The following is a 25,875-nucleotide window of genomic DNA, read 5'->3' on the forward strand; positions in this document are numbered from 1 at the left end:
CGCAAGAGTGATAAACTCAGTGTGTATCTAACTTTTCGAAACCTTTAACCAAGGTATCCAATTCTTTTAGCTGTGCCAGGAACGGCTCAAGCTGAGACATGCGCAGCGCACATGGACCATCACACTTGGCTTTTTCCGGATCTGGATGGGCTTCTAGGAACAAGCCTGCAAGACCTGTTGCCATACCCGCACGCGCAAGCGTTGTAATTTGCGCACGACGACCACCGGCAGAATCTGCACGGCCGCCTGGCGTTTGTAAGGCATGGGTCACATCAAAGAACACCGGCACATTCATCTCTTTCATGATGTCGAAGCCCAGCATATCTACAACCAGATTGTTATAGCCAAATGCCGAACCACGCTCACAAATAATCAGCTTGTCATTTCCAGCTTCCAGACACTTATGCAGAATATGGCGCATTTCGTGCGGAGCCAGGAACTGGGCTTTTTTGATGTTGATGATCGCATCCGTTTTCGCCATGGCTTCAACCAGATCCGTCTGACGGCTTAAGAAAGCTGGCAATTGAATAATGTCTGCCACTTCTGCAACAGGAGCCGCTTGGTACGGCTCATGCACATCGGTGATGATCGGCACATTAAAGTGTTTTTTAATGTCAGCTAACCACTCGAGACCTTTTTCCAGGCCTGGGCCACGGAAAGAGTTCAGGCTTGAACGGTTGGCTTTATCAAAGCTGGCTTTGAACACATAAGGAATGCCCAAACGTGTGCAGATATCGACATAAGTCTCTGCAATTTCAAAAGCCAGGTCTTTAGATTCAAGTACATTCATTCCGCCGAATAATACAAATGGCAAATGATTTGCCATTTGTATATCGCCCAAACGTACAATTTCTTGTGGTTTTAATTGCGACATTTAAACTTCCCTAGTTGTGTCCTACACACCGATTATTTGGTTTTTTGGTACTGCTTTTTCGCAGCATCAATGAAACCTGCAAACAATGGGTGACCATCACGTGGCGAGCTGGTAAATTCCGGGTGGAATTGTACTGCAATAAACCAAGGATGTGCAGGAATTTCAACAGTTTCTACCAGATGCTGTACCGGAGAATAACCAGAAATCTTCATGCCTTTTTCTTCCAGCACTGGGATATAACGGTTGTTCATCTCGTAACGGTGACGGTGACGTTCGATGATTTCTTCAGAACCATAAACTTCTGCAGTTTTAGTCCCCGCAACCAGTTCAGATTTTTGCGCGCCTAAACGCATCGTACCACCCAGATCAGAATCAGCAGAACGTTGCTGAACTTCACCACGCTCATCTAACCATTCAGTAATTAAACCAATCAATGGAGATTTGGTTGAACGGTTAAATTCAGTCGAAGTCGCATCTGCAATACCAGCAACATTACGTGCGTATTCGATCACGGCCAACTGCATACCCAAGCAAATACCGAGGAACGGCACACCGTTCTCACGTGCGAACTGAATCGCCTTCATTTTGCCTTCAGTACCGCGCTCACCGAAACCGCCAGGAACCAGAATCGCATCAGCATCTTTCAATACTTCTGCTACATCTTGGCTTTCAAGCTCTTCAGCGTTTACGTAGTCAATCTGAACTTTCACACGGTTTTGAATACCCGCATGCAGAAGTGCTTCGTTGACTGATTTGTAAGCATCTGGAAGTTCAACGTATTTGCCAACCATTGCAACACGTACGGTGTATTCAGGGTTCAGCAGTGCTTCTACAACGTTATCCCAATCTGTTAAATCAGCTTCAGGAAGATCGTTATAACCAAAACGTTCACAGATTAAATCGTCAACATTTTGTTCGTAGAATGTACGTGGAATCTGGTAGATCGAACGTGCGTCTTTACATACCACAACGGCACGTGCTTCAACGTTGGTAAATAATGCAATCTTACGCGTCGTATCTGCATCTACATCGTATTCTGTACGGCAGATGAGAATGTCTGGCTGAATACCAATCGACAGGAGTTCTTTAACAGAGTGCTGTGTTGGTTTGGTTTTTAATTCTGCTGCAGACTTAATGTATGGGAGTAACGTTAAGTGCATTAACATGGTACGTTTATGACCAAGTTCAACCATTAACTGACGTACAGATTCCATGAATGGGAGAGATTCAATATCACCTACAGTACCGCCGATCTCTACGATCGCAACGTCATAACCTTCGCCTGCACGAAGTACACGCTCTTTGATATTGTCAGTAATGTGTGGAATAACTTGCACAGTACCACCCAGGTAATCACCACGGCGTTCTTTGTTTAGAACATCTTGGTAAACACGGCCTGATGTGAAGTTATTCAGTTTGGTCATTTTCGCACGACGCAAGAAACGTTCGTAGTAACCCAAGTCTAAGTCTGTTTCAGCACCATCTTCTGTAACAAAAACTTCACCATGCTGGAATGGGCTCATTGTCCCTGGATCGACATTAATGTATGGATCCATTTTTACCATGGTCACTTTTAAACCACGAGCTTCTAAAAGTGCAGCAACAGAAGCAGCTGAAATACCTTTACCTAGTGATGAAACTACACCACCAGTAACGAAAATAAAATGGGTCATTGGGTTTCTCGTACAATCGAGCCTAAATCGGCCTGCAATGTTGCGCAATTTTACTTTACCTTGTACCTAGAAAGCAAAGTCAATCCGCATCAATTCAAAGAACAATAAACAATTGACTATTCTAACAGCAATTCCTATAAAAAATTACAGTAAGTTCATATGATTTCTATCTTGCATTTTGCTGCTATAATAGTGTATCCACTCCACACTTTTATGTTTGATGCAATGATGATGAAGAAACTTTTAATCTCCACCCTAATCCTGACTGGCCTGACATTAACTGCGTGTGTAAAAAAAGAAGCACCAAAAGAAGAAGAGCAAGTAGAAGTTACTCCAGCATCTGAAATCTCGACTCCAGAACCAACGCAATTTGAACCGCTTGAACCTGTAGAGCCAATGGTAATTGAAGAGGAAGTAGCGCCAACGGTTGAAATTCAACGTGAGCAAACTGAAAACACCACGACCGAAATCCGTCGTGAAATCAAAAAGCCAGAAACAACTGAGCCGGCACCAGTGCCTGAAACCCGCGAAGAACCTGCGTCAAAGCCTGCTGAGACCACCCCTAAAACCAATTCAAATCCAGAAAACAAGTCTGAAGATGATGCGGTTGCTGACGCGATTGCCGCAGCGATGCCAGCACTTGACTGATTACAGGATCATTCATCAAAAAAACCCAGCAGATGCTGGGTTTTTTATTGGAACTTTTTAAGCAGATACTGTTGCCGGTGCACGAGATAAGTGAATCAAATAATCTGCCATTAGTCGGGTAGCCCAAGATTCGGTTTGCATCAAGCCCTGATAAAAGCCGCAATGACTGCCTTTTTTGGTGGTAATCACCATAATATTGGACATCGCCCGAATTTTTTCTTTATAAGGTTCTAAATTTCGGATGTGACACACAGGATCATCCTCCGCATTTAAAATCATCAGCGGAATTTTGATACTTTCAAATACATAAATCGGATTGGTTGCCTGGGTATAACTGGCATAATCCGTAAATCCAGCCAGTTCAAAATAGAGTTTTTCAAATTCGGACAGATCTTTAACTTCTAATAACTGTTTCCAGCTTGGGCAGACCTGCCAGGTTTCCTGATAAGGATGAATAAAGCGCTTAATCAGTTTTTTGGCCATAACTTTACTGTAAAACGGATGCACATTGGCAAAACCAGTTTCAGTGTTATAGCCAGGACATAAAGCAAAAGCTGCTTTTAATGGGGTTTGTTCACCCTCTTCGCCCAGATAACGCACTAACAATCCCGTACCCGCAGAAGAGCCAACTCCATAGAGATCGGATTGAGGAAATCTGTCCTGTATATACAAGAGTTGTTCACGCAAATCCTGAGTTGAACCAAACAGGTTCATTTTAGGCACAGGCATGGGTAAGTCTGCGTGACCACGGCGTAAACACAATGCCACACGCCAACCGGTATGTTTATGCAGATCACGAACCAGTTCACGCATCGATTCAGGAGAACCGGTAATGGTATGGAGTAAGACAATCGTTGGCGTATTTGCCGGAAGATCCAGTCCATACCAAGCAATACCGGTAATGCCGCCATCTGACATTTTCAGCTGTTCAAGCGCATCATATTTCAGCTTAATGGTACGTTTTTTAATTAAATCGAAATACAGAATATGTGCATGTGCATTGGCTAACCAAGGCGTAGGACGATATTTTTGTTGCAACTGCGGTAAGCGTTCAATGAGTCCTGAAAATACACCATTCGGATTGTAATACAGGGTCGGCTGATCTGCTCCGCTGAAACGATCCAGATATTCACTGGAAAGCTGACCCAATTTTTTAAGCAACATTTTCATCTGTCATCCCCCTCTAGTTGTACTAGCTGTGATTTACAAATTTCATGCCGACTTGAATCAATAGTTCGAATTAAGTTTTAGCTTGGAATGATTGCATCCGCTGGCCCATCTGTACAGCCAAGGCTTCAAGTCCGGACTTAGGTCGAATCATGACTTCAAAATCAATCATCTGCCCCTCTTCATTAAACTGAATCATGTCAACTCCCTTTAGTTTTTTATCGCCTACATTGGCAGAAAACTCAAGTACGACATTGTTACCATCTTCACTTATAAATTCACGGTGATAGGTGAATTTTTCAAAGACTTGAATGACATTAGTCAAAATAAAAAATACCACCTGTTTTCCAGGATAAGGCTGAAAAGCCACAGGCGAACGAAATACCACTTCTTCAGCAAGTAGTTCATTCAAGATCGACATATCACGGGTTTCCAGCATCTCATGCCAGCGTGCAATGGATTTTCTGGTATTTTCGATGGTCATTTTGGATTCCTTCTTTTTTGATATTTTTTAATAAAAGCTTAAATACTTCTTTCTTTTAATTGAAAGAATTCCCCCTTTTATTAAAGGTGAGAAGTACTGCTTCGCAAGGGGGGATTCTTTCTTACAAATCCTCTCCCTAACCCTCTCCTTTAATAAAGGAGAGGGGAAAAAGCAGGTTTTAATATTTTCAGATCACCGCCGCCAATTCAGCACCCTGACGGATTGCACGCTTGGCATCCAGCTCACCCGCTTCTTTCGCTCCACCAATCAGATGCACATTTTTACCCGCCGCTTTTAGCTCATCAAACATGGCGGTATAAGATTCCTGACCGGCACAAATAATCACGTGATCGACTTCCAACACAGCAGGCTTGTCATTCACGACAATATGTAAGCCCTGATCATCAATTTTTTCATAATTGGCGCCCGCAATCATTTTTACGTCACGGTGTTTTAAACCGGTACGATGAATCCAGCCTGTGGTTTTACCCAAACTCGCGCCGACTGAAGCAGCTTTACGTTGCAATAAATAAATTTCACGTTGCGGTTTTTCTACATTTGCGGCTTTTAAGCCACCGACATTTTCATAGTCAGTATCAATACCCCATTCATCATAGAATTTTTCCGGATTGATACTACCACTTTCCCCTTCATGGCTCAGGAATTCGGCTGTATCAAAACCAATACCGCCTGCACCAATAATGGCAACTCGCTGCCCCACTGGCTTACGCTCTTTCAGAACATCCAGATAAGACAGTACTTTTGCATGAGCAATGCCCGGAATCTCAAGCTGACGCGGTGTCACGCCTGTTGCCACCACAATGTCATCAAAGTTTGACTGAGCCAGTTCTTCCAGACTCGCCTTATGGTTCAGCTGCAATTTAATACGTGGCTGTAATTCAATCTGGCGTTTGAAATAACGCAAGGTTTCATAAAACTCTTCCTTGCCTGGAATGGTCTTGGCAATATTAAACTGCCCACCAATCTGAGCAGCGGCTTCAAATACCGTCACCTGATGACCGCGATTTGCCGCATATACAGCAAAACTTAAACCTGCAGGACCTGCACCAATCACGGCAATATTTTTTGCAACATTGGTTTCTTTAAAAATGAGCTCTGTTTCATAGCAGGCACGTGGATTGACCAGACAGGTGGCAATTTTCATTGAGAAAATATGATCCAGACAGGCCTGATTACAACCGATACAGGTATTGATCTCATCGCTACGACCCTGCTCCGCTTTCAGAACAAACTCCGAATCAGCCAGCATTGGGCGAGCCATAGAAATCATATCAGCATCACCAGATGCCAATACATACTCAGCCATTTCCGGGGTATTAATACGGTTTGAAGTAATTAAAGGAATCTTCACCTGACCTTTCAGTTTACGCGTCACCCAAGTGAAGGCTGCACGAGGTACTTTGGTAGCAATAGTCGGAATACGCGCTTCATGCCAGCCAATGCCGGTATTGATAATGGTCGCACCGGCTTTTTCAATTTCTTTGGCCAACTGGATGACTTCTTCCAGAGTTGAACCGCCTTCGACCAGATCCAGCATAGATAGGCGATAAATAATGATAAAGTTCTCACCGACCATTTCACGGGTACGGCGTACGATTTCAATCGGGAAACGGATGCGGTTTGCATAGCTTCCACCCCACTCATCATCACGATGGTTGGTACGCGCGGCAATAAACTCGTTAATCAAATAGCCTTCCGAGCCCATGATTTCGACACCGTCATAACCTGCATACTGAGCCAGTCTGGCACAGTTAGCAAAATCATCGATGGTCTGCTGCACTTCAGCCGAGCTTAAAGCATGCGGTTTGACTGGATTAATCGGTGCCTGAATTGAAGACGGCGCAACATTTTCAGCCTGATAAGAATAGCGTCCGGTATGCAAAATCTGCATGGCAATTTTCCCGCCCGCCTCATGTACGGCCTGGGTAATTACCTTATGCTTTTCAGCTTCTTCAAGAGTGTCAAGTTTGGAACCACCATGAAACGTCACCCCATGATCATTTGGTGAAATCCCGCCGGTGACGATTAAAGCGACTCCACCTTTGGCACGCTCTGCATAGAAAGCTGCCATCCGATCATATCCGCCGGGTGCCTCTTCAAGACCAACGTGCATGGAACCCATTAACACGCGGTTTTTAAGCGTGGTAAAACCCAAGTTCAATGGGGCAAGTAAATTCGGATATTTAGACATTTCAACTCCTGAGCGTGCGTTTAGGCTGGCTATTGTTTTAGCAACTGGCAGTTTGATCCCTCAAACTTTCCAGTTTAATGCAACTTGTTGCACTAATTTATATGCCAGAATTGATTTTTATGCAACATGTTGCATAATAATCCTGAGTCACTTTTTTGAGACGCTTATGTCTTTAGCGCATGTTTTATTGACCAGCCTGATTGAAAAGCCCAGCACCGGAATCGAACTGGCCCGCCGTTTTGACCGATCCATGGGCTTCTTCTGGAATGCCACTCATCAGCAGATTTATCGCGAGCTGAATGCCATGCTGCAAAAAGGATGGATTTCGACGATAGAAGAGGAAGATTCCAATAGCCGCAAAAAGACATATCAGGTGGAACGTCTGGGCCGGGAAGAACTGGCCAACTGGATGCTGCAACAAAGTCCACCGGCACAACTGCGCGAAGAACTGATGGTGCGTTTACGTGCCGAAGCCCAGCTTGGTGGCAATAACACCTTGGCAGAGCTGGAACGCCATCTGGAACTGCATAAAGAAAAACTAAAAACCTATCAGCAGATTTTTGCCAAGGACTTTGCTCAAGCACACGAAAATGACCGTACCTTGTATATTCATAAAATGATTTTACAACTGGGGATTGATCAGGAACTGGGCTGGATTTCCTGGCTGGAACAGGTCATTCAGCGACTCAAACAATTTGATGCAAAATAACTGTAAATACGGAGACACACATGCCCTTTTATCGCATGCCCGATGGTGAACAGCTATTTGTACTCGAATACGGTCAGGGACAGCCGGTACTGGTACTCTCAGGACTCGGCATGCTGAGCTGGCAATGGAAAGCTTTTCTCTATGCGCATCAGAAAAATTTCCGTTTCATTATTCCGGAATGGCGCGGCTTTGGGGCTTCCAGTCGCTGTAAAATTCCGCAAGATCTTGATGCAATTTCCAGTCACTGGCTGGATATTCAATCGGTAATTCAACAGCTCAATTTAGATAAATTCATTGTGATTGCTTACTCTATAGGCGCGACGACAACCATGCATGGCCTGCACTATGGGGACTTTGCCAAACACATAACAGCTTATTTGCACATTGAGCAGACTCCCAAAATACCAGTCGATGATGCTTGGGCTTTTGGTCTTTTTGGCCCACGTCATCAGGAATTTATCGACATTCTGCAGCAGCTCTCTGCCCTACTTGCACAATATCAGCAAGTTGAATTGATTCGCGATCTTGACGTTTCTGTCCGTAAACAAATTGCCGCCCTATGGCTAAAGTTTATTCAGCTACAAAATGAACAAAAATATAGCCTGAAAGCTTTCGAATTCATTTTGAATCAACCACGACTGCAAAGTCTGTTATTGCCTTCCAGTCGGGTGGATTATATGACGTGGTATATCAACAATTATTTATATCATCGTGAAGATTACCGAGAAGCATTGGCCCAGCTCAGCTGTCCGGTGACTTTCTTTAGCGGTGTACAATCCAAGTTGTATCCTTTTGAAGGTCAGCGCCTGATTGCAGAAAGCCTACCTCAGGCCAAACAGATACTTTTCAGAAAATCCGGCCATACACCTTTACTGACTGAACCCTTAAAATTTACCCGAGAACTTGGCATCTTCTTAAAAGAAAATTCACAATCTAGCACTTCAGCTGCCTAAAGATTCAGGAGATAGAACAATGAAAAAGCTGGTGGTCTTTTCCGGTGCAGGCATGAGCGCCGAAAGTGGCATTAATACTTTTCGCGACAGTGATGGACTTTGGGAACAGTATCGTATAGAAGAAGTGGCTACACCTGAGGCTTGGGCTAAAAATCCGCAACTGGTACAACGCTTTTATAACGCCCGCCGTAAAAATATTCTAGAAGCACAGCCAAATGCTGCCCACCAAGTGATTGCGGATCTTGAAGATAACTTTGATGTGCATGTAATCACCCAAAATATTGATGACTTACATGAACGTGCCGGCAGCTCCAAGGTGATCCATTTACATGGCAATATTCGTCTGGCCAAAAGCTCAGGCCCCGACGCACAAAGCACGACCGAGTTTTATCCAATTGAAGGTTCTGAATTAGATTTAAATCAACACTTTTGCAAGGCAGGATATCCGCTGCGTCCTCATGTGGTCTGGTTTGGCGAAACCGTGCCCGCATATGAAGAAGCTCAAGACTGTGTACAGGATGCCGATATTTTTGTGGTCATTGGTACCAGCCTGCAGGTTTATCCGGTTGCCGGATTAATTCATGAGATTCCTGCAAGCTGTCAGGCCTATTACATCGACCCGAAAGCCGAGCAGCAGCATTTGCCTGGGCAGTTTTACAAAATCCCCCAAAACGCGACCGATGGCATGCAAACACTGCTAGGCTTACTGAAATCCGGGAATTAAATCTTTATGCGCTGCATTCTCTGATTGACAGTATGCAACAATCAATTTTTAATCAGCTTATCGTTGCAAGGATGGAATTAAACCATGCTGTCTGATCTGGATGACTTTTACTGTTTCGCTCAGGTGGTGGAACATGGCGGCTTTAGTGCAGCCGAACGTGCGACCGATATTCCCAAATCCAAACTCAGCCGTCGGGTGTTTAATCTGGAAGAGCGTCTGGGTGTACGTCTGATTCAGCGCAGTTCTCGTCATTTTGCCGTCACCGATATTGGCATGAATATTTATCGGCATGCCCAAGTTATGCTGAATGCTGCACAGGCAGCGCATGATCTGGTCGATCATCTGAGTACCGAACCACGCGGAACTATTAAAGTCAGTCTGCCAGTGTCTATTGCCCAGAACGAACTGGCAAAAATTCTGCCGGATTTTTTGAAAAAATATCCTGAAATTAAAGTCCAGATGATGATCACCAATCGCCGGGTCGATATTATCAATGAAGGCTTTGATCTGGCCTTACGTGTCCGTTCCAGCCTGGATGATGACCCGAATCTGGTGATCCGCCAGTTTGAAAAAATTGAGCAGCATCTATTTGCCAGTCAAGGTTATTTAAATGAATTTGGTGAACTGAAAAACCCTGAGCAACTGGCTGAACATAAAATTCTGAGTATGGCTGAAGATCATACCGAACAGTTTCTGACCTTACAAAATGAACAGCAGGAACAGAAAAAAATTCGTGTCAGTCCAACCGTTATGGGTTCTGACTTAAATATGCTGGCACAATTGGCCGCGTCAGGATCAGGCATCACTTTGTTACCAGATAATGTGGTCGAGCATTACGTGGCAAGTGGTGAACTGGTTCGAGTGCTTCCTGACTGGAAAGCACCGCATGGTATTTTCCATGTGGTTTATCCTTCACGTCGCGGCTTATTACCTGCAGTAAGGGTCTTTATTGATTATCTGGTCGCTGAATTAAATCGGCGCTAAATGAAGTACTTTTGAGAAAAACTAGACAAAAAAAATAGCTCATTCTTGGGGAAAAATGAGCTAGAAAACTTTCACTACAGCATAGTGAGCGAAAAAAGGAACTATGTATCTGACTCTTATTTTAATCAGATATACAATCCTAAACCACTGTTTAATGTAGTGTTTTGTATGTTTTCGTCAACAATCACGAGTGAGTTGTAATTTATGTAAGTGGATTATCTAAATAAAGATCATGCAATCAATATTTTAAATCTCCGGATACTCACCTGCGCCTTCAGGCCAAGGCGACAAGACTTCAAATCCGGTTTCGGTGACATAGACCATATGTTCCCATTGGGCAGACCAGGATTTATCCGTGGTGACCACAGTCCAGCCATCTTTCAGCTCTTTGACGCGAGCTTTGCCCATATTCACCATTGGCTCAATAGTAAACACCATTCCCGGAACCAATTTAATGCCCTGACCTAGCTGACCATAATGCAGAATGTTTGGCTGTTCGTGATAGACCTTGCCGATGCCATGACCGCAATATTCACGCACAATGGAATAGCCTTCACGCTGTGCGACCGTTTGAATCGCATAACCAATATCACCCAAGGTCGCGCCCGGCTTCACCGCATGAATCCCGGCCACCATAGCTTCATAAGTGGTATTGACCAATCGCTTGGCTTCTGGAGATGGGGTTCCAACATAGTACATCCGGCTAGTATCACCGAAATAACCGTCTTTAATAATGGCAACATCAATATTGATAATATCGCCATCCTGCAGAACAACTTTTGATGATGGAATGCCGTGACAAACCACTTCATTCGGTGAAATACAGGTGGTTTTGGTGTAGCCATAATAGCCAATATTGGCTGGCGTCACTTTTAATGTATTGACAATAAAATCATGACAGAGATCATCCAGATATTCAGTCGTGACACCTGGCTTGACATGTCCCCCGATCATCGCTAAAACCTCTGCAGCCAAACGCCCAGCTATCCGCAGTTTTTCAACATCTTGCTCAGTTTTAAGACTAATCGCTGGAGCTCGCATATACCTATCCTCACTATGAATCCCTGAATTATAATCCTTTTTTTGCGAAATATGTCTCAGTTGTTGAGTTTCAGCACAGCAATTTTCCTTGAAATAGGAATTTTCACTGCTGCTTATTTATACAAACAATAACTGACATATTTTGATATCAAGTGTAGATATCTTTTGAGCTTATAAGGAAAAATATATTTTTCAGCGAATTATCAAACATATATTTCTACCAAGACTTGAATGAGCGGTTATGTGATCTGCAAACTCACTAGAATCAAGGCTTCCAACCTTAAAATAAACTCCAAAAAATTGGACATATACACTAAAATCGCTTTCTTTTGTTCTATTGATCTCCCTTTATGACAAGTCTGCGTACCCGGGATATTGTCGCCCTTGGTTTTATGACCTTTGCACTGTTTATTGGTGCGGGCAACATTATCTTCCCACCGATTGTGGCTCAACAAGCCGGTGAACACGTATGGCTCGCTGCTTTAGGTTTCCTTATTACAGCAGTCGGCTTACCCGTGATCACCATTATTGCGTTGTCTCGCGTTGAAGGCTCCATTCAGGCACTAAGCTCACCTCTTGGCAAAGCAGCCAGCATTTTACTGACCGTGATATGTTATTTGGCTGTTGGTCCTTTATTTGCGACGCCACGTACCGCAACCGTTTCTTATGAAATCGGTTTTTCATCTTACTTTGGCAATGAATCTGGTAGTCTGCTCATTTACAGCATCATCTATTTTGCTGTGGTGACCATCGTGTCCTTATATCCAAACAAGATCCTGGATACCGTCGGCTATTTCCTGTCGCCACTTAAAATTATTTCTTTGATAATTTTGGGTGTAGCAGCCGTGATGATTCCTGCCAGCAATCCGCCTGCAGCGATCGATAATTACGTTACCAGTCCAGTGACTGAAGGTATCGTGAATGGTTATTTAACCATGGATACTTTGGGCGCTTTAGTTTTCGGTATTGTGATTGTTAAAGCCATTACTTCACGTGGTGTAACCGATAAAAAACTGATTACCAAATATGCGGTCAATGCCGGCATTATTTCTGGTATTGGTTTAACTCTGGTGTATTTAAGTCTGTTTAAACTTGGACTGGGTAGCCATGAGATCGCACCAAATGCAGCCAATGGTGCCATTATCCTGCATGCTTATGTACAACATGCTTTTGGCGATATGGGTGCCTACTTCCTGTCTGGCATGATTTTTATTGCCTGTATGGTCACTGCAATTGGTCTGACCTGTGCCTGCGCCGAGTATTTCTCCAGTTTGACCAAAATCCCGTACAAGATTTTTGTCTTTATTCTGGTCGGCTTCTCACTGGTGATTTCAAACCTGGGTTTAACCAAACTGATTGCTGTTTCGGTTCCAGTCTTGAGCGCTATTTATCCGCCTGCCATTAGCGTCATTATGCTGAGCTTCTGTGCGAGCTTCTTCAAGAAACCATCTCATGTGATTGCGCCAGTGACCCTGGTGGCCTTGATCTTTGGTATTTTTGACGGATTAAAAGTCGCTGGTTTTGAATTGCCTGCATTACTGCAAAACTTACCTCTATCAGAACAGAATCTGGCCTGGTTTATTCCATCCATGATTGTATTGCTGATTACAGCTGTGATTGACCGTATTAGAAACTAAAATTTCTAGGATGTCTGAAAAATCGTATTTTTACCCAAAATCCGGTTTGAGCGTGATCAATAATTGTCAGGTTTTACCCAAACGGGCATTTATTGTTTCTTCATCATGGCATCAAATCACCGCTGTAAATCTTGATACTAAGATTTTCTATAAAATATGATGTATAGAATTGCACTTTAATTATTTTATTTTTTATATAAATATAAACAAAACTTTAATTTCCTGATTTTAGATACCTATTGTTGCCAACTTAAACCAAGTCCCCCTCCGAGTCATACGCAGGCTTACAAAGTATTGATTAACACTACATATCTTTGGCGTAGAATTTGCATTTTCTATCTGGTCGCATTAATCAAATGATGACTACATCTTATTTCCAAAATTAGCTGGAGGTGAAATCTGAAAATATAATTCTTGCCTAATCAAGTGATTATGTAGTTATACGACTAAAGATGGCCATTTTGACTGTAAAAGCCTGCCACAGCAGTTGCAAAGGTCCAAATTAAACAGTACAACTATATATTCAATTCTGACTGATTAAATCTGCTTTAATCTTCAATAACATAAATAAATGGGAGGGATGGAGATGTTATCATTACATTTCAACAAGCAAGTCTTCATTGACGCTCTTAAAGCCAACAACACCAATCTGGTGACATTTATATGCACCACTTTTGCACTCATGCTGACTTTAACCGTCCATTGTTTAATTCAAGGTAATTTAAAACTTGAATACTTTGGCTATGCACTGATTGTCTCAGCTGCATTTTTCCTATGGGCTGCCATAGACCAGAAATACCGATAAACAAATTTTAAATTAGCCCAGATGGATGATATGGCCAGTCATCCATCTGATGAAAAAAGTGTTTTAACTTTCAAACATTCCAGCATCCTTTCAGAATAACTATAAAAAGAAGATTAGAATAATCCCGCAAATGCTCCATAGAGCAAAATCCCTGTCCCGCCCAATTCTGCGATAATTAAACCCAGCATGGCTAAAGTCATCAAACTTTCTGGCAAATGAAACTTACCCAACTGATGCGGCTGTTTAAACTGATTCGTTGTGTCTTGCAGGAAACCATGCAACATATAAGCGGCAATCGAGAAGCTGAAAAACAGAATATTGATCAGTACGCAAATCAGATTCACCATACTCGGCCACACTGAACAATAGGCTAATACTGCCAGAATTAAAGTTGCGGGTGCATAAAGCAGGCTGCTACGATGGGCAATATCGACATAATAATGTGCGCGTGACTGAGGTGATTGACGAATCTGCCAATATTTCCAGACACCGGTCAACATCCCGATCCACAAGAATATTCCACTAAAAATAACGGCTATTTTAACGGCCAGCTCAAGTTCCATTAGCTGCATAAGTTTATTCCATCTCTATTATTTTACTGACTTTTAAGTCATGTTTTCCCCAAGCTACCCTGCTAAAAATCTATACAGTAAAAGCTTCATGGGATTATAAAAATCATAGTGTATCGTATGTCTGAATTTGAAACATTGACTCTCCAGTGTCAGGATGGCTATCGCTTAAGTGCACGTTTTTATGCAGCTATTTCTGAAACTGAAAAACTTCCGGTATTAATGTGTCCGGCAACTGGCATTACCAAACAGTTTTATCATCAGTTTTGTGTCTGGTTACAAGCTCAAGGCTATGCCGTTATGGTCTTTGATTTTCGGGGGATTGGTGATTCACTACACGGTCCGTTGAGAAATTCAAAAGCCAGTATTGTGCAATGGGGTCAACTGGATATTCCGGCCGCGATCGATGCTTTATTAACGCGTACCAATACAGAAAAGGTGACTTTACTTGGACATAGCGCCGGTGGTCAGCTTTTAGGTATCGTACCAAATCATCATAAAGTCGCAAAAGTCGTAGCCGTGTCTTGCTCAACCGGACATATCAAAGGACTTAAAGGTAAAACTAGATTGCTTGCGCCGGTCATGTTTAATGTCATTTTCCCACTGGCCCGAATCACCAAAGGTTATGGCCCGACTCAAGCGATTGGTATGGGTGAAAACCTGCCTAAAGATGTAGCACGAGAATGGGCACTGTTTTGTAGTAAACCGGGCTATGTGATGAATGCGGTCGGTAAACTTATATCACCTAAAGCAGATTTTCATACTCAAATCACCTGCCCGATTACCTCGATCTGGTCATCGGATGATGAAATTGCCACGGAAGCCAACGTGAAAGATTTACTACGTTTATATCCAAACGCAAAAACCCAGATAATTGAACTTAGACCTAAAAGTTATGCCTATAAAGCCATTGGTCATATGCTGATGTTCAAGAAATCGCATCAGAATTTATGGCCGGTGATTGAACAGCAATTGACGGTTTAAATCAGATTTAGATGGTTATTTGCAGGCTGCTGTGTTCTAATACTCTCAGTTTGAGATGAGCCTCTTACAGTATATGGGCTTGACCTATATACGACTAGCCCCTAACCATGGGGCTTTTTATTGTCTCAATATTTTAAAACGTATATAAAAATGGGCTGACGATAACGCCAACCCATGTCTTTCTTTATCAAATTAAATATTATTTTGACTCAATGTCATAGACCCAATTTCGTGCCTGTTTCTCAGTCGTAGTTTCACAAACATAATAGTCATGATCCCAAGAGTCTGGATGGAAGATTTCACGTTTGTGATAAGTCACTTGTTTGGCATTTTCAACACAGGTGAATTTATCACCTTGGTCTTTGACCTGCGTTCCGTTGAGGAAACCACCAATACAGAGAAATCGGGATTGTTTGGGCATTGATTACTTCAACTTCTTTGAACTTTTAAATCATCAGGTAAATTATTATAAATTTTTCTAGTTGTCATTGTTATTTTTTGAATATTGACGATATCATCATTGATTTTTTCACCACTAACAAAACTGCGTAATGAGATTAAAGTTTTCTCATAAAAATAATCGTGCCAAATAAACATATACTCGTCACCATATTTCTCAAATGAACTTTTAGTACTTGGTAAGTATTTAATTATTAGTTCAACAAGCTCTTTATCTTCTTTTTTTAAAAATTCTGTGGTTTTATCTTTAAAAGCCGCTATTAATGTTATTGCAGTAACTGTTATTCCCTGAAAAATACGCAAACTATTTAAACTTTCATGATCTAAATAAAGATCTATAAAATCACTATTTAAGTCTTTAATTTGTTTTAAAATATTTTCAATGTTGCAGTCACGGTATAGCTGCTCACCAACCCATTGTAATTCTAATTCTCTTTTTTCAGCATATACTTTTTTAAAATTAATTCTTATTAGTATTTGAATCAGGAAGTTTGTTTTATTAAATACTTTTATTAATTTTAAACAATCTTCCGCAGCAATTAATTGCTTATCATTTCTTACTTTTGAACGATTTTTTTCTAAATCAGTTAAATAATTATTTATTAACGCTATATGACTGTCTTTTTCTCTTATTTTTTGTCGAAATTCTTCCATTTCTTTTTCAAATTTAATATTAATTTTCTTTTCATAATACTTAAAAATAATATCTTTAAAAAAATATGCAATACCAACAAGAAAACTTGTAGATCCTAATGTACTAAACAACAACACTGATAAATCTGATAATTCCATTAATAATTCTTCTCAAAAAAATAAGGGCTGATAAATCAGCCCTTATTTTAAACTACTTTTTAACCAACAATTAAGTTAACTGAGCAGCAGCAATTTTCTTAGTATCAACGTCTTTAGCAGCGTTAGTATATTCGCTCATCTTGTCGAAGCTTAAGTATTGATAGATGTCAGCTGACATGCTGTCAATTTGAGCTGCATACTGTTGGTATTCTTCTGGAGAAGGTAATTTACCCAATACAGCAGCAACAGAAGCAAGTTCAGCAGAAGCCAGGTAAACGTTAGCACCTTGACCTAAACGGTTCGGGAAGTTACGCGTAGAAGTCGATACACAAGTCGTGTTCGGAGCTACACGTGCCTGGTTACCCATACACAATGAACAACCTGGCATTTCAGTACGCGCGCCAGCTTTACCATAAATGTTATAGAAACCTTCTTCCATCAACTGATGTTCGTCCATACGCGTCGGTGGAGCGATCCACAAACGAGTTGACAATGCACCACCAGGAACTTTCTCAAGCAACTTACCAGTTGCACGGAAGTGACCGATGTTAGTCATACAAGAACCAACGAATACTTCGTCAATTTTCGCGCCTTGAACGTCAGAAAGAAGTTTCGCATCATCTGGATCGTTCGGGCAGCAAAGAATAGGTTCTTTGATGTCTGCAAGATCGATTTCATACACTTTGGTGTATTCAGCATCAGCATCAGCTTTGATCAGGCTTGGGTTAGCCAACCATTTTTCCATGTTCTCAACACGACGAGCCATCGTACGCGCATCGCCATAACCTTCAGAAATCATCCACTTCAACATGGTGATGTTTGAACGAAGATATTCAGCAACTTTCTCTTCAGAAAGCGTGATAGAACAACCAGCAGCAGAACGTTCAGCAGAAGCATCAGAAAGTTCGAATGCTTGCTCAACAGTCAGGTCAGTTTCCATTTCTGTTAAGTCGATCTCAAGGATACGACCAGAGAAGATGTTTTTCTTACCTTTCTTCTCTACAGTTAGGTCACCTTCCTTAATTGCGTAGTAAGGAATTGCATGTACAAGGTCACGTAGAGTGATACCAGGCTGCATTTTACCCTTGAACTTCACAAGTACAGATTCAGGCATATCTAGTGGCATAACACCAGTTGCTGCAGCGAACGCTACAAGACCAGAACCCGCCGGGAATGAAATACCGATTGGGAAACGTGTATGCGAGTCACCACCAGTACCAACGGTATCCGGAAGAAGCATACGGTTTAACCAAGAGTGAATAATACCGTCACCTGGGCGTAAAGACACACCACCACGGTTCATGATGAAATCAGGAAGCGAGTGTTGCATTTGAACGTCAACTGGTTTTGGATAAGCAGCTGTATGACAGAAAGATTGCATAACAAGGTCAGCAGAGAAACCTAGGCAAGCCAAGTCTTTCAATTCGTCACGAGTCATTGGACCTGTTGTATCTTGCGAACCCACAGTAGTCATCTTAGGTTCACAGTAAGTACCTGGAAGTACCCCTTGACCTTCAGGAAGACCACAAGCGCGACCAACCATCTTCTGAGCTTGAGTGAAACCTTTACCAGTTGCAGCAGGCTGAACCGGAGTACGGAACATTGTAGATACTGGAAGACCTAAAGCTTCACGCGCTTTAGTCGTCAAACCACGACCTACGATCAGGTTAATACGACCACCAGCACGAACTTCGTCTAGAAGTACTGGAGTTTTAAGTTCAGCTTCAGCGATTTGCGCGCCGTCTTTGAACGCAGTTACTTTAGCAGCAGCGTGATCGATCTTAAGAACGATTTCGTCGCCCATGTTCATGTTAGCAACATCGATCTCGATCGGTAACGCACCAGCATCTTCCATCGTGTTGAAGAAAATTGGAGCGATTTTAGAACCTAGGCAGTAACCACCGTCTTTCTTGTTCGGGATGTGTGGAATGTCATCACCGAAGAACCAAAGTACAGAGTTAGTTGCAGATTTACGAGATGAACCTGTACCAACAACGTCACCAACGTAAGCAACTTGGTTGCCTTTCGCGATCAATTCTTTAATTTGGTTAAGTGGACCCACTTCACCAGGAACTTCTGGATTGATTCCGTCACGTACGTTTTTCAACATTGCATTTGCGTGCAATGGAATGTCTGGACGGCTCCAAGCGTCTTGTGCAGGTGACAAGTCGTCAGTGTTGGTTTCGCCAGTTACTTTGAAAACAGTCAGTTTGATTTCTTCAGGAACGTCTTTACGGCTAGTGAACCATTCAGCGTCAGCCCAAGACTGCATAACTGCTTGAGCATTTGCGTTACCAGCTTTTGCTTTATCAGCAACGTCATGGAATGCATCAAATACAAGAAGCGTTTTTTTCAATGCTTCAGCTGCAAGTTCAGCAAGCTCAGCATTGTCTAAAAGTTCAACTAAAGGCGCTACGTTGTAACCACCAAGCATAGTACCTAGTAAATAAACAGCACGTTCTTTAGAAACGAGTGGAGAGGTTGCTTCGCCTTTTGCCAATGCAGCTAAGAACGCAGCTTTTACATATGCAGCTTGGTCAACACCTGCTGGTACACGGTTTTCAAGCAAATCTACCAAGTATGCTTCTTCACCAGCTGGCGGGTTTTTTAGTAGTTCAACTAATGCAGCTGTTTGGGCATCGTCAAGTGGCTTCGGTGGGACTCCGAGTGCGGCACGTTCTTCAACGTGTTGGCGGTAAGCTTCTAGCACAGTGTTATTCCTCTTTTTTAAAAAATTACTTATGAATTCCTGCTTATTCCAAGCTTCATAAATAATATGGACTCCGAAATTTTACTAAATTTCCAGTTAAAAGTTAATGCAACTCAAGTGTTTCTTCGTGATGCTCGTTATTTTATAACTAAATGATGCTCTTAATGATTATTCCATAATCAGTTCCAGCTTACACCACACGAAACAAGCCCATGAATAGGCCCTTTTAACTGAATTTAATGCATAAAAAAGGCACCCTGATGTTGCCTGATTTGAAGTTAAAAAGATACTCCACCTTAGTGTACAGTGGTCGAGTTTAAATACTGCTGATATGAGTCTCGGCAGCCTTGGAATTTCACCACGCATTCATCTTCATAGGTGCTACTGTGATTATTGCTGGCAAAGGAAATATCAACCTGATAAAGCTTTTTATCTTGTTCTAGTATCTTCTTTAAAACGACTTTGTCACCGACGCTGAGTACATAGCGACTGCTGCCAATAATGACCACACCCTCTTCATCTTCCAGCAGCAGATCAGAATGATGCAAATATCTTACGACTTCCATATTGTGCTACTCCTCGGTTAATTGGAGTTAAATTCATTATTCAATATAAAGATAAGTATTTCTATATTTTAGATTTAGAAATTGTCACAACGTGTACATTTTGCTTAGGTTATTTTTATTATTTAGTCTTTTGAAGATGCTTATATTTAAATACGTTTAATGGGAAATATGGGTTGGATAATTTTATCCAGATATAAAAAAACCGTTCCTTAGAACGGTTTGTAATCTGGTAATTCATCATGCGGTGTCGCAATACACTTTGCAGTAAATTCAGCGCGGACTTTTTCACGGGCTGCTTTTACATCTACCTTAATCTCTTCGGCTGGAATCGCATAGACTTCATCAATAATATTCAGGATAAAACCTTTGGTGGTTTCATCATCGATCTTGTTGGCATGCTCGATTGCTTTTTCTTTCTCAATCGCATTCTGACGATCCAGCATAATGGTACGCGCCGCATTACCGACACTTCGACAATAACCTTGCCACTGCTCTTCAGGGGTTAAGGGTTTCTTCTCGGCACAACCGGCCAGCGCCAGCATAAACGATAAAGCCAATAACTTTTTCATGAATTTCTCCTTCCGAGGGGCAATATAAAAGATCGGGGAAGGTTTGTCATTTCAAAATGCCAGTTGTATGGAATTAAAAAAGCCCACTCATGGGCTTTTTCATTTTGTGTAATTAACCACATGAAGCCTGGGTAATCTTTTTGCTTGTAGGATCCACCGTTACAGTCACTCGTTCTTCACGATAATCCATCGTCACCGCTTGACCCGGCTCAACCATACGTACAATTTGTGCCTTGGTTTTCTGCTTGATTTGCGCTTCAGTCAAATTGGACTGACCCACCAATGCCGCTGCCTGATCAGCAATACATTTAGGTTGATTCATGTGCAGTAATTCCCACTCCTCGACCACCTGACCATTCTTTAAATGGCAATATCCGACCTGACCATTGCTTTCAGTACGAATCTCAAGCTTGCCACCCTGATTGACACAATAAGCGCTTGCAGGATTCGCTGAACCTATTTTAGGAGCTTCCGTCTCAGATTGCGGCGTGGTGGTACATGCGCTTAAAGCGACAGCCAGCAAACCGAACAGCATTGTTTTTTTCATGAGAGCCTATTCTTCTTTAATAATTCTTCACCAATTTAGCATATTTCCTTGTCCTCGCCAGACACAAGTCTGTGTACATTTTTAACTGTACTTTTTCATTAAAAAATGGAAATAAGACCTTTGTAAATTAAGGACTTCAACGCTATAACTTCTTTCAATGAACAAGAAAAACAGAAGAGAAGAACCTCTACAAAATACGAAAATTCCGGATGAATAGTCTGAACCAAGTAATTATGCACCTCAATAGCATTGCATTGTCATTACATCAATCAAATATGACTTCACTTTTAGATTTGTGATCTGTGCTGGATTGATTTAATATTTGATTGAATTTTAAACTTTCTATTGGCATGACAGACGATCCTCAACTCTCCCTCAAGGAATATCTTGCTACGGTTCAGGAAGTGGTCAAACTCACTTTCGATACACCAGTATGGGTCAAAGCCGAGATTCGTAATCTAAGTATTAAAGCTGGCCATTATTATCTGGAGCTGGCAGAAAAAGAAGTCGATAGTGATCAGGTCATTGCCAGTTGCCGAGCAACCATCTGGAAATTTAGTGCCCAGAAAATTGTCACGCAGTTTGAACGTGAAAGCGGGATTGAGCTGAGTCGTGATTTGAAAGTGCTGATTAAAGTCAAAGCTAATTTCGATCCGCAGTATGGTTTTTCTTTAAATATCGTTGAAATTGATTCAGGCTATACCCTAGGAGATATTGCCCGGCGTTATCAGCAGATTGTTGAGCGCTTGACAACTGAAGGACTGATTCAACGCAATAAAAACTTGCCCAGCCCTTTTGACCTGAACCGGATTCTGGTGATTGCTCCCGAAAATGCAGCAGGCCTGGGAGATTTCAAAAAAGATGCCGATGCACTACAGCGTGCGCAGGTGTGTGAGTTTGTCTATCACAGTGCGACTTTTCAGGGAAATACCGCCCCGCAAAGTATTATGTACAGTCTGGCACAAGCGCTCAAACAATGGGCTCAGACCTATAACACTGCCCCGGATCTGATTGTGATTATACGAGGGGGTGGCGCAGTCAATGATCTGGCTTATTTGAATGATTATGATCTGGCTGCCCTGCTTTGCAAGCGTTCGGTGCCGGTATGGGTCGGCATCGGGCATGAAAAAGACCGTACCATTCTGGATGAGATTGCGCATCGCTCCTTTGATACTCCGAGTAAAGCCATTGCCGGAATCCGCAATCATATCTTTAAACTGACCCAGGATATTCTGAATTATCTACAGCGCATTCAGCGTTTATCCCAGCAACAGATTCAAGCTTATCAAAATCAGAATGATCAATTTTTGAAACTGATTCAAAGTCTGGCCAACAACCAGATTATGGATGCGCTGCAACGTCTGCAACAGATCAAGGCCAATACTACCAGTCTGGCCCAGCAGCATACCCAGCTGATTAATCAGCAGCTTGATGCCCTGATGCGGGAAACGCTACTACAAAATCCTAAACATGTTTTATCCAAGGGTTATGCCATCGTGCGCCAGCAAGAACATGTGGTTGCCTCTATTCAACAGATTCAGTCCAGCGATCTGGTTGAAGTCGAATTACATGACGGCATTTTCTCAGCACAACTTATACAGGTACTTCCTCATGAATCATGATACTTTGAGCTTCCAACAAGGCTATGACATCTTGAAAAAGAATGCGGAATTGCTCGAATCTCAGCAAGAACCGGATATTGATAACTTGATGAAAATCGTGGAAGAATCCATGACCGCCTATAAAGCTTGCAAGGCACGGGTTGAAGCGGTTCAAACTGCGTTAAATGATACTTTTAAAGATTAATTGGATGTCATTTCAAATATTAGCTTAGACTATTCTGCTAGATTGAGTTGACATAAAAGCTCTCATTCATGGGGGCTTTTTTATTAAGTGAAAAAAATCATTTCAATGACTATTTAAATTTTCTAGATGGGGATTTTGATCAATCCGCTCAATTCTAAATGGGAAATATTGTATTTTCATTCTCATCCACCAGACGATAAAAAGCCCAATATTGAATTGGGCTTTTTATTACTCTTCAATTTCTATAGGATCACCGTCTTCAGGGCGAATATGACGCGTCCCATCATCCGCAGGATCAACACTAGAACCATCTTTGGTAATAGCATTGTAAATTTCATCCTCTTTCTTATCATCGATAAATTCTTCATCTTCGAAATCTTGAGGCTCACTATCGTCGTCAAAGTTCAAAGGCTTTTCTTCATTTATCATGGCGATCCATCACTTATTTAACCAATAAAATATCATGCTCAAATATTTGAAAGATTCATTCAAGAGTCAACGATGATCATTTGTGTAACTGAATAAACACAATAGTCATTGGAACATTACTTTTCTATCGACAAAAAAATGCCTCCTTAGGGAAGGAGGCTGAAATTGGAAAGAAACTACAGCGATAGAATCTATTCATGAATTATATATAAACTTATAATTTATACATTAGCATAATATTACATTAATTTTTCAATTAAAAAGCCCGCTTACTCTTTCAAATAAGCGGGCTAGTGCTGTAGTCATTTTCTTCGTATTATTTGCGTCTTCTTGTTTTCGCAAAATGACTATAGCACTGTGAATTTATCAATAAAGTATAGGGAGTATTAATAAACTGTTCTCTTACATTTGCTTTAAGTTACTTTTCGTTCAATAAGCTGTACATATTAAAAAAGCCCACCTTTCGATGGGCCTTTCCCTTTATCACTTTTGCGCTGATTCAGGTATGTTGTCAAAGTGAGCAACGACTAGAGAATAAGCAAGCTATTGATAAAAATATATAAATACACCATTAACATATAAAAAAATTATAGTTTTATAAAAAATAACTATACTTGTTGAAGTAATTGGCGATTTTAGCTTTCAACGACACTTTATAGCTGACTTAATTTACTAGACATATAAGTTAAAAATAACGTCTTATCCTGAAAATCAGGCATTTCAAACACCCAAAAAATGTAATTTTTAGATCTCAATTTAAGTTTCACATTCACAGCCTTTACTTGAATCATTGCATCCTCATGCTGCATTTCTGCGAATAATTCTAAAATCAGGGCAAAGAATCTCAGTTTGTTGACTGTGTTGTATTTTGTTGGTTTATATATTCTCAAGGCTTCAGAATATATAAGCTCGCACCATTCATTTCCATCTTCATCATCCATTAGCTCTCATTTAATTATTTAAAATAGATCACGAGGTAGGTTTATAACATGAGGGCTATAATTAAACTGCTTTTAATCTGAATATTAAAATTATAAATTTTTAGAAAATAAAAAAGCCCATCATCCGATGAGCCTTTTTGGGAAATATATCGTGAAGAACTAAGCTGCAAATTCTTGCAGTACAAATCGTTTTACACTTTCATCAAAGTCAGGTTTTGAAAGAGCAAGCTTGCCATTTTTCATAGTTTTATAACAATAACTCGCTGCTACTCCCATACCAACCAAAGTCAACAACTTCATTGCTCACCTCTTTACTGGGAAGATTTGAATACAAAGTTATCATTCAAATTTGTAGTTTTCCAACTCAGTTTCGATTGTTTTCTGTACTACATGTTAATGAATGTATGAATAATAAATGAAAACCTGCCGGATGATGTGTTTGCTTAAAGTCTTTCAACTAGTGGTTAATTTGCGTATCTATCCAGTTAAGGAAATTTTCCTTATTACTGAATTCTGGCATAGACCCTAAATTTATAGACTCTTTAGCACCAAATTTTCCAGCGACATTATTCGGTGCTTGAACTCTAAAATCCAGAGGATCACTTTCATGTAGAGTTCGAAAATATTCTACCGCTTTATCAAATTCACTTTTATCCTTAAAACCTGGTCGTTCCTTTAAAAAGTCATAAACTTGTTCTAGAGCTGGTAGATAATTATTTTTAGGCATTCTGTTTTCTCTAAAATGATGAGTTTTATGATGAAGACCTATTTTGAATGAATAATGATAAGAATATTCCCTTATTTCTTAGAGTTTATGTAAATCATGATGATTTGAGAGTTAAATCTAAATTCTGGAGTAAGCTGATAAAAAATGAGCGTAAACATACACTCATTTTTACTACATTTTCTGATGCATGCTTAACTGACCCGCATTGCTTTAAAATAAGGTCTATTTTATTGAACAAAGTGCAAATGTCGGCTGCTCTATCAGTAAAGATCAGATGCACTTTAAATGCGCCAGTTTAAGGTTCAAGCCTAATTAACGCTATGAATATCAAGTTCATCATTGGTGGTCAATACAACAGAAGCCAAAATTGGAATGCCCAAAATGAAAGGTACAGCGAAAATCCATAGGACTACGGTTACATCCGATTTAAAGAAAAATTGAATGGCTAATGCAGTCAAAATAAGTACAGAAAATAGAATCGCAGCAAAACGGATGATAAATTTAGTCGACATGCGAAGATGCTCTTATGCGTGAAATCGTATTTTCAATATACACCTATTTTTATTATGGGTTTATTGATTTTCAGTCTGTTATTGCATATTTTAATTGATTTTCTATATGTGATAGCTGAATTATACGATGATCAGTTTTCTTCACCCTGAAGTCTCATCCTAAATTCTTTCTCTACTCGCGATTTATTGTCGTATATGTATAGAGATTGGATTCAGACATCAACGCTTCTGCTGACTAATATATCAATCTATTTTATAGCTAGGGTCTGTTGACATTTACTGTTCATAATTAACCCTATAAAGGTAGCCATAAAAATATACAGGCTAAAGCAACAGAACTTTGATAATTTCTT

The 25,875-nt window shown here is 41.0% G+C and carries 28 protein-coding genes; 10 read left to right on the forward strand and 18 right to left on the reverse strand.

Features of this window, described 5'->3' with window-relative positions:
• Nucleotides 1-16: 16 nt before the first annotated feature.
• A complete protein-coding gene (gene kdsA, locus MTX11_RS11520; protein WP_004278721.1) occupies nucleotides 17-874 on the reverse strand; it encodes a 3-deoxy-8-phosphooctulonate synthase in 858 nt (285 codons plus the stop codon).
• 32 nt (nucleotides 875-906) lie between these two features.
• A complete protein-coding gene (locus MTX11_RS11525) occupies nucleotides 907-2,547 on the reverse strand; it encodes a CTP synthase (protein WP_005100051.1) in 1,641 nt (546 codons plus the stop codon).
• Nucleotides 2,548-2,775: 228 nt separating this feature from the next.
• On the opposite strand from MTX11_RS11525, the gene MTX11_RS11530 reads away from it, so the two are divergent.
• Entirely contained in the window at nucleotides 2,776-3,195 is a 420-nt protein-coding gene (locus MTX11_RS11530; protein WP_243475150.1) for a hypothetical protein, read from the forward strand.
• 57 nt (nucleotides 3,196-3,252) lie between these two features.
• Here MTX11_RS11530 and MTX11_RS11535 read toward each other — a convergent pair whose 3' ends face one another.
• From MTX11_RS11535 to MTX11_RS11545, 3 genes are all read right to left on the reverse strand, one after another.
• Nucleotides 3,253-4,365 carry a YheT family hydrolase gene (locus MTX11_RS11535; RefSeq protein ID WP_243475151.1) on the reverse strand — a complete coding sequence of 371 codons (1,113 nt, stop codon included), beginning with the start codon at nucleotides 4,363-4,365 and terminating at the stop codon, nucleotides 3,253-3,255.
• Between the two features lie 70 nt (nucleotides 4,366-4,435).
• On the reverse strand, nucleotides 4,436-4,846 hold the full coding sequence (locus MTX11_RS11540; RefSeq protein ID WP_044108912.1) for a nuclear transport factor 2 family protein: 411 nt from the start codon (nucleotides 4,844-4,846) through the stop codon (nucleotides 4,436-4,438).
• Between the two features lie 187 nt (nucleotides 4,847-5,033).
• On the reverse strand, nucleotides 5,034-7,058 hold the full coding sequence (locus MTX11_RS11545; protein WP_243475152.1) for an NADPH-dependent 2,4-dienoyl-CoA reductase: 2,025 nt from the start codon (nucleotides 7,056-7,058) through the stop codon (nucleotides 5,034-5,036).
• A 166-nt stretch (nucleotides 7,059-7,224) separates the two neighbouring features.
• Between MTX11_RS11545 and MTX11_RS11550 the strand changes: the two genes are divergently transcribed.
• The 4 genes from MTX11_RS11550 (at nucleotide 7,225) to MTX11_RS11565 (ending at nucleotide 10,428) form a co-directional block, all read left to right on the forward strand.
• Nucleotides 7,225-7,767, forward strand: a complete 543-nt coding sequence (locus MTX11_RS11550; RefSeq protein ID WP_005247223.1) for a PadR family transcriptional regulator — start codon at nucleotides 7,225-7,227, stop codon at nucleotides 7,765-7,767.
• A gap of 20 nt (nucleotides 7,768-7,787) precedes the next feature.
• Entirely contained in the window at nucleotides 7,788-8,720 is a 933-nt protein-coding gene (locus MTX11_RS11555) for an alpha/beta fold hydrolase (RefSeq protein ID WP_243475153.1), read from the forward strand.
• A gap of 19 nt (nucleotides 8,721-8,739) precedes the next feature.
• Nucleotides 8,740-9,444, forward strand: a complete 705-nt coding sequence (locus MTX11_RS11560; protein ID WP_243475154.1) for an SIR2 family NAD-dependent protein deacylase — start codon at nucleotides 8,740-8,742, stop codon at nucleotides 9,442-9,444.
• Between the two features lie 84 nt (nucleotides 9,445-9,528).
• The gene (locus MTX11_RS11565) at nucleotides 9,529-10,428 is read left to right on the forward strand and encodes a LysR substrate-binding domain-containing protein (protein WP_243475155.1); all 900 of its coding nucleotides are present in this window, start codon (nucleotides 9,529-9,531) and stop codon (nucleotides 10,426-10,428) included.
• A 246-nt stretch (nucleotides 10,429-10,674) separates the two neighbouring features.
• On the opposite strand, the gene map is transcribed toward MTX11_RS11565, so the two are convergent.
• The gene (gene map, locus MTX11_RS11570; protein WP_243475156.1) at nucleotides 10,675-11,469 is read right to left on the reverse strand and encodes a type I methionyl aminopeptidase; all 795 of its coding nucleotides are present in this window, start codon (nucleotides 11,467-11,469) and stop codon (nucleotides 10,675-10,677) included.
• 350 nt (nucleotides 11,470-11,819) lie between these two features.
• Here map and brnQ point away from each other — a divergent pair, with 350 nt between their 5' ends.
• Nucleotides 11,820-13,106, forward strand: coding sequence for a branched-chain amino acid transport system II carrier protein (gene brnQ, locus MTX11_RS11575; RefSeq protein WP_243475157.1), 1,287 nt, complete (start codon nucleotides 11,820-11,822; stop codon nucleotides 13,104-13,106).
• Between the two features lie 586 nt (nucleotides 13,107-13,692).
• Nucleotides 13,693-13,911, forward strand: coding sequence for a hypothetical protein (locus tag MTX11_RS11580; RefSeq protein WP_004645284.1), 219 nt, complete (start codon nucleotides 13,693-13,695; stop codon nucleotides 13,909-13,911).
• Between the two features lie 113 nt (nucleotides 13,912-14,024).
• Here MTX11_RS11580 and MTX11_RS11585 read toward each other — a convergent pair whose 3' ends face one another.
• Nucleotides 14,025-14,483, reverse strand: coding sequence for a hypothetical protein (locus MTX11_RS11585; protein ID WP_243475158.1), 459 nt, complete (start codon nucleotides 14,481-14,483; stop codon nucleotides 14,025-14,027).
• A gap of 117 nt (nucleotides 14,484-14,600) precedes the next feature.
• Here MTX11_RS11585 and MTX11_RS11590 point away from each other — a divergent pair, with 117 nt between their 5' ends.
• Nucleotides 14,601-15,464: an alpha/beta hydrolase family protein gene (locus MTX11_RS11590; RefSeq protein ID WP_243475159.1), complete on the forward strand. Its 864-nt coding sequence runs from the start codon at nucleotides 14,601-14,603 to the stop codon at nucleotides 15,462-15,464.
• Between the two features lie 199 nt (nucleotides 15,465-15,663).
• Here the strand turns inward: MTX11_RS11590 and MTX11_RS11595 are convergent, their stop codons facing one another.
• The 6 genes from MTX11_RS11595 to MTX11_RS11620 all read right to left on the reverse strand — a co-directional run bounded on the left by MTX11_RS11595 (nucleotide 15,664) and on the right by MTX11_RS11620 (nucleotide 21,107).
• A complete protein-coding gene (locus tag MTX11_RS11595) occupies nucleotides 15,664-15,885 on the reverse strand; it encodes a hypothetical protein (protein WP_243475160.1) in 222 nt (73 codons plus the stop codon).
• 8 nt (nucleotides 15,886-15,893) lie between these two features.
• The gene (locus MTX11_RS11600; protein ID WP_243475161.1) at nucleotides 15,894-16,715 is read right to left on the reverse strand and encodes a hypothetical protein; all 822 of its coding nucleotides are present in this window, start codon (nucleotides 16,713-16,715) and stop codon (nucleotides 15,894-15,896) included.
• A gap of 70 nt (nucleotides 16,716-16,785) precedes the next feature.
• Nucleotides 16,786-19,425, reverse strand: coding sequence for a bifunctional aconitate hydratase 2/2-methylisocitrate dehydratase (locus MTX11_RS11605; protein ID WP_005106643.1), 2,640 nt, complete (start codon nucleotides 19,423-19,425; stop codon nucleotides 16,786-16,788).
• A gap of 296 nt (nucleotides 19,426-19,721) precedes the next feature.
• Nucleotides 19,722-19,991 carry a hypothetical protein gene (locus MTX11_RS11610; protein ID WP_243475162.1) on the reverse strand — a complete coding sequence of 90 codons (270 nt, stop codon included), beginning with the start codon at nucleotides 19,989-19,991 and terminating at the stop codon, nucleotides 19,722-19,724.
• A 209-nt stretch (nucleotides 19,992-20,200) separates the two neighbouring features.
• Complete coding sequence (locus tag MTX11_RS11615; RefSeq protein ID WP_005103441.1) at nucleotides 20,201-20,560, reverse strand: hypothetical protein; 360 nt, start codon at nucleotides 20,558-20,560, stop codon at nucleotides 20,201-20,203.
• Nucleotides 20,561-20,672: 112 nt separating this feature from the next.
• Nucleotides 20,673-21,107, reverse strand: coding sequence for an I78 family peptidase inhibitor (locus MTX11_RS11620; protein ID WP_243475163.1), 435 nt, complete (start codon nucleotides 21,105-21,107; stop codon nucleotides 20,673-20,675).
• Between the two features lie 350 nt (nucleotides 21,108-21,457).
• Between MTX11_RS11620 and xseA the strand changes: the two genes are divergently transcribed.
• On the forward strand, nucleotides 21,458-22,729 hold the full coding sequence (gene xseA / locus MTX11_RS11625; RefSeq protein ID WP_243475164.1) for an exodeoxyribonuclease VII large subunit: 1,272 nt from the start codon (nucleotides 21,458-21,460) through the stop codon (nucleotides 22,727-22,729).
• Nucleotides 22,719-22,913 (forward strand): exodeoxyribonuclease VII small subunit, encoded by a 195-nt coding sequence (gene xseB, locus MTX11_RS11630; protein WP_005103445.1) that lies wholly within the window; start codon nucleotides 22,719-22,721, stop codon nucleotides 22,911-22,913. The genes xseA and xseB overlap by 11 nt, the downstream gene beginning before the upstream one ends.
• Before the next feature lie 228 nt (nucleotides 22,914-23,141).
• Here the strand turns inward: xseB and MTX11_RS11635 are convergent, their stop codons facing one another.
• The 5 genes from MTX11_RS11635 to MTX11_RS11655 all read right to left on the reverse strand — a co-directional run bounded on the left by MTX11_RS11635 (nucleotide 23,142) and on the right by MTX11_RS11655 (nucleotide 25,522).
• Complete coding sequence (locus tag MTX11_RS11635) at nucleotides 23,142-23,342, reverse strand: hypothetical protein (RefSeq protein ID WP_243475165.1); 201 nt, start codon at nucleotides 23,340-23,342, stop codon at nucleotides 23,142-23,144.
• A gap of 653 nt (nucleotides 23,343-23,995) precedes the next feature.
• On the reverse strand, nucleotides 23,996-24,283 hold the full coding sequence (locus MTX11_RS11640) for a hypothetical protein (protein WP_191112129.1): 288 nt from the start codon (nucleotides 24,281-24,283) through the stop codon (nucleotides 23,996-23,998).
• A 159-nt stretch (nucleotides 24,284-24,442) separates the two neighbouring features.
• Nucleotides 24,443-24,583, reverse strand: coding sequence for a hypothetical protein (locus MTX11_RS11645; protein WP_004645377.1), 141 nt, complete (start codon nucleotides 24,581-24,583; stop codon nucleotides 24,443-24,445).
• A 157-nt stretch (nucleotides 24,584-24,740) separates the two neighbouring features.
• Entirely contained in the window at nucleotides 24,741-25,010 is a 270-nt protein-coding gene (locus MTX11_RS11650; protein ID WP_005247243.1) for a hypothetical protein, read from the reverse strand.
• 308 nt (nucleotides 25,011-25,318) lie between these two features.
• Nucleotides 25,319-25,522, reverse strand: a complete 204-nt coding sequence (locus MTX11_RS11655) for a hypothetical protein (RefSeq protein WP_005103450.1) — start codon at nucleotides 25,520-25,522, stop codon at nucleotides 25,319-25,321.
• Between the last annotated feature and the right edge of the window lie 353 nt (nucleotides 25,523-25,875).

The organism is Acinetobacter lwoffii (genome assembly GCF_022809915.1).
Taxonomy (GTDB): Bacteria; Pseudomonadota; Gammaproteobacteria; order Pseudomonadales; family Moraxellaceae; genus Acinetobacter; species Acinetobacter lwoffii_M.

Excerpts from the sequence above, each read along its gene's own strand:
- MTX11_RS11545 (WP_243475152.1), bottom strand. The coding sequence starts at position 7,058 with ATGTCTAAATATCCGAATTTACTTGCCCCATTGAACTTGGGTTTTACC.
- MTX11_RS11650 (WP_005247243.1), bottom strand. The coding sequence starts at position 25,010 with ATGCCTAAAAATAATTATCTACCAGCTCTAGAACAAGTTTATGACTTT.
- MTX11_RS11615 (WP_005103441.1), bottom strand. The coding sequence starts at position 20,560 with ATGAAAAAGTTATTGGCTTTATCGTTTATGCTGGCGCTGGCCGGTTGT.
- MTX11_RS11540 (WP_044108912.1), bottom strand. The coding sequence starts at position 4,846 with ATGACCATCGAAAATACCAGAAAATCCATTGCACGCTGGCATGAGATG.
- MTX11_RS11620 (WP_243475163.1), bottom strand. The coding sequence starts at position 21,107 with ATGAAAAAAACAATGCTGTTCGGTTTGCTGGCTGTCGCTTTAAGCGCA.
- MTX11_RS11655 (WP_005103450.1), bottom strand. The coding sequence starts at position 25,522 with ATGTCGACTAAATTTATCATCCGTTTTGCTGCGATTCTATTTTCTGTA.
- MTX11_RS11560 (WP_243475154.1), top strand. The coding sequence starts at position 8,740 with ATGAAAAAGCTGGTGGTCTTTTCCGGTGCAGGCATGAGCGCCGAAAGT.
- MTX11_RS11635 (WP_243475165.1), bottom strand. The coding sequence starts at position 23,342 with ATGATAAATGAAGAAAAGCCTTTGAACTTTGACGACGATAGTGAGCCT.
- MTX11_RS11590 (WP_243475159.1), top strand. The coding sequence starts at position 14,601 with ATGTCTGAATTTGAAACATTGACTCTCCAGTGTCAGGATGGCTATCGC.
- MTX11_RS11610 (WP_243475162.1), bottom strand. The coding sequence starts at position 19,991 with ATGGAAGTCGTAAGATATTTGCATCATTCTGATCTGCTGCTGGAAGAT.
- brnQ (WP_243475157.1), top strand. The coding sequence starts at position 11,820 with ATGACAAGTCTGCGTACCCGGGATATTGTCGCCCTTGGTTTTATGACC.
- MTX11_RS11565 (WP_243475155.1), top strand. The coding sequence starts at position 9,529 with ATGCTGTCTGATCTGGATGACTTTTACTGTTTCGCTCAGGTGGTGGAA.
- map (WP_243475156.1), bottom strand. The coding sequence starts at position 11,469 with ATGCGAGCTCCAGCGATTAGTCTTAAAACTGAGCAAGATGTTGAAAAA.
- kdsA (WP_004278721.1), bottom strand. The coding sequence starts at position 874 with ATGTCGCAATTAAAACCACAAGAAATTGTACGTTTGGGCGATATACAA.
- MTX11_RS11600 (WP_243475161.1), bottom strand. The coding sequence starts at position 16,715 with ATGGAATTATCAGATTTATCAGTGTTGTTGTTTAGTACATTAGGATCT.
- MTX11_RS11530 (WP_243475150.1), top strand. The coding sequence starts at position 2,776 with ATGATGAAGAAACTTTTAATCTCCACCCTAATCCTGACTGGCCTGACA.
- xseB (WP_005103445.1), top strand. The coding sequence starts at position 22,719 with ATGAATCATGATACTTTGAGCTTCCAACAAGGCTATGACATCTTGAAA.
- MTX11_RS11550 (WP_005247223.1), top strand. The coding sequence starts at position 7,225 with ATGTCTTTAGCGCATGTTTTATTGACCAGCCTGATTGAAAAGCCCAGC.
- MTX11_RS11595 (WP_243475160.1), bottom strand. The coding sequence starts at position 15,885 with ATGCCCAAACAATCCCGATTTCTCTGTATTGGTGGTTTCCTCAACGGA.
- MTX11_RS11525 (WP_005100051.1), bottom strand. The coding sequence starts at position 2,547 with ATGACCCATTTTATTTTCGTTACTGGTGGTGTAGTTTCATCACTAGGT.
- MTX11_RS11585 (WP_243475158.1), bottom strand. The coding sequence starts at position 14,483 with ATGCAGCTAATGGAACTTGAGCTGGCCGTTAAAATAGCCGTTATTTTT.
- xseA (WP_243475164.1), top strand. The coding sequence starts at position 21,458 with ATGACAGACGATCCTCAACTCTCCCTCAAGGAATATCTTGCTACGGTT.
- MTX11_RS11555 (WP_243475153.1), top strand. The coding sequence starts at position 7,788 with ATGCCCTTTTATCGCATGCCCGATGGTGAACAGCTATTTGTACTCGAA.
- MTX11_RS11535 (WP_243475151.1), bottom strand. The coding sequence starts at position 4,365 with ATGAAAATGTTGCTTAAAAAATTGGGTCAGCTTTCCAGTGAATATCTG.
- MTX11_RS11645 (WP_004645377.1), bottom strand. The coding sequence starts at position 24,583 with ATGAAGTTGTTGACTTTGGTTGGTATGGGAGTAGCAGCGAGTTATTGT.
- MTX11_RS11580 (WP_004645284.1), top strand. The coding sequence starts at position 13,693 with ATGTTATCATTACATTTCAACAAGCAAGTCTTCATTGACGCTCTTAAA.
- MTX11_RS11640 (WP_191112129.1), bottom strand. The coding sequence starts at position 24,283 with ATGGATGATGAAGATGGAAATGAATGGTGCGAGCTTATATATTCTGAA.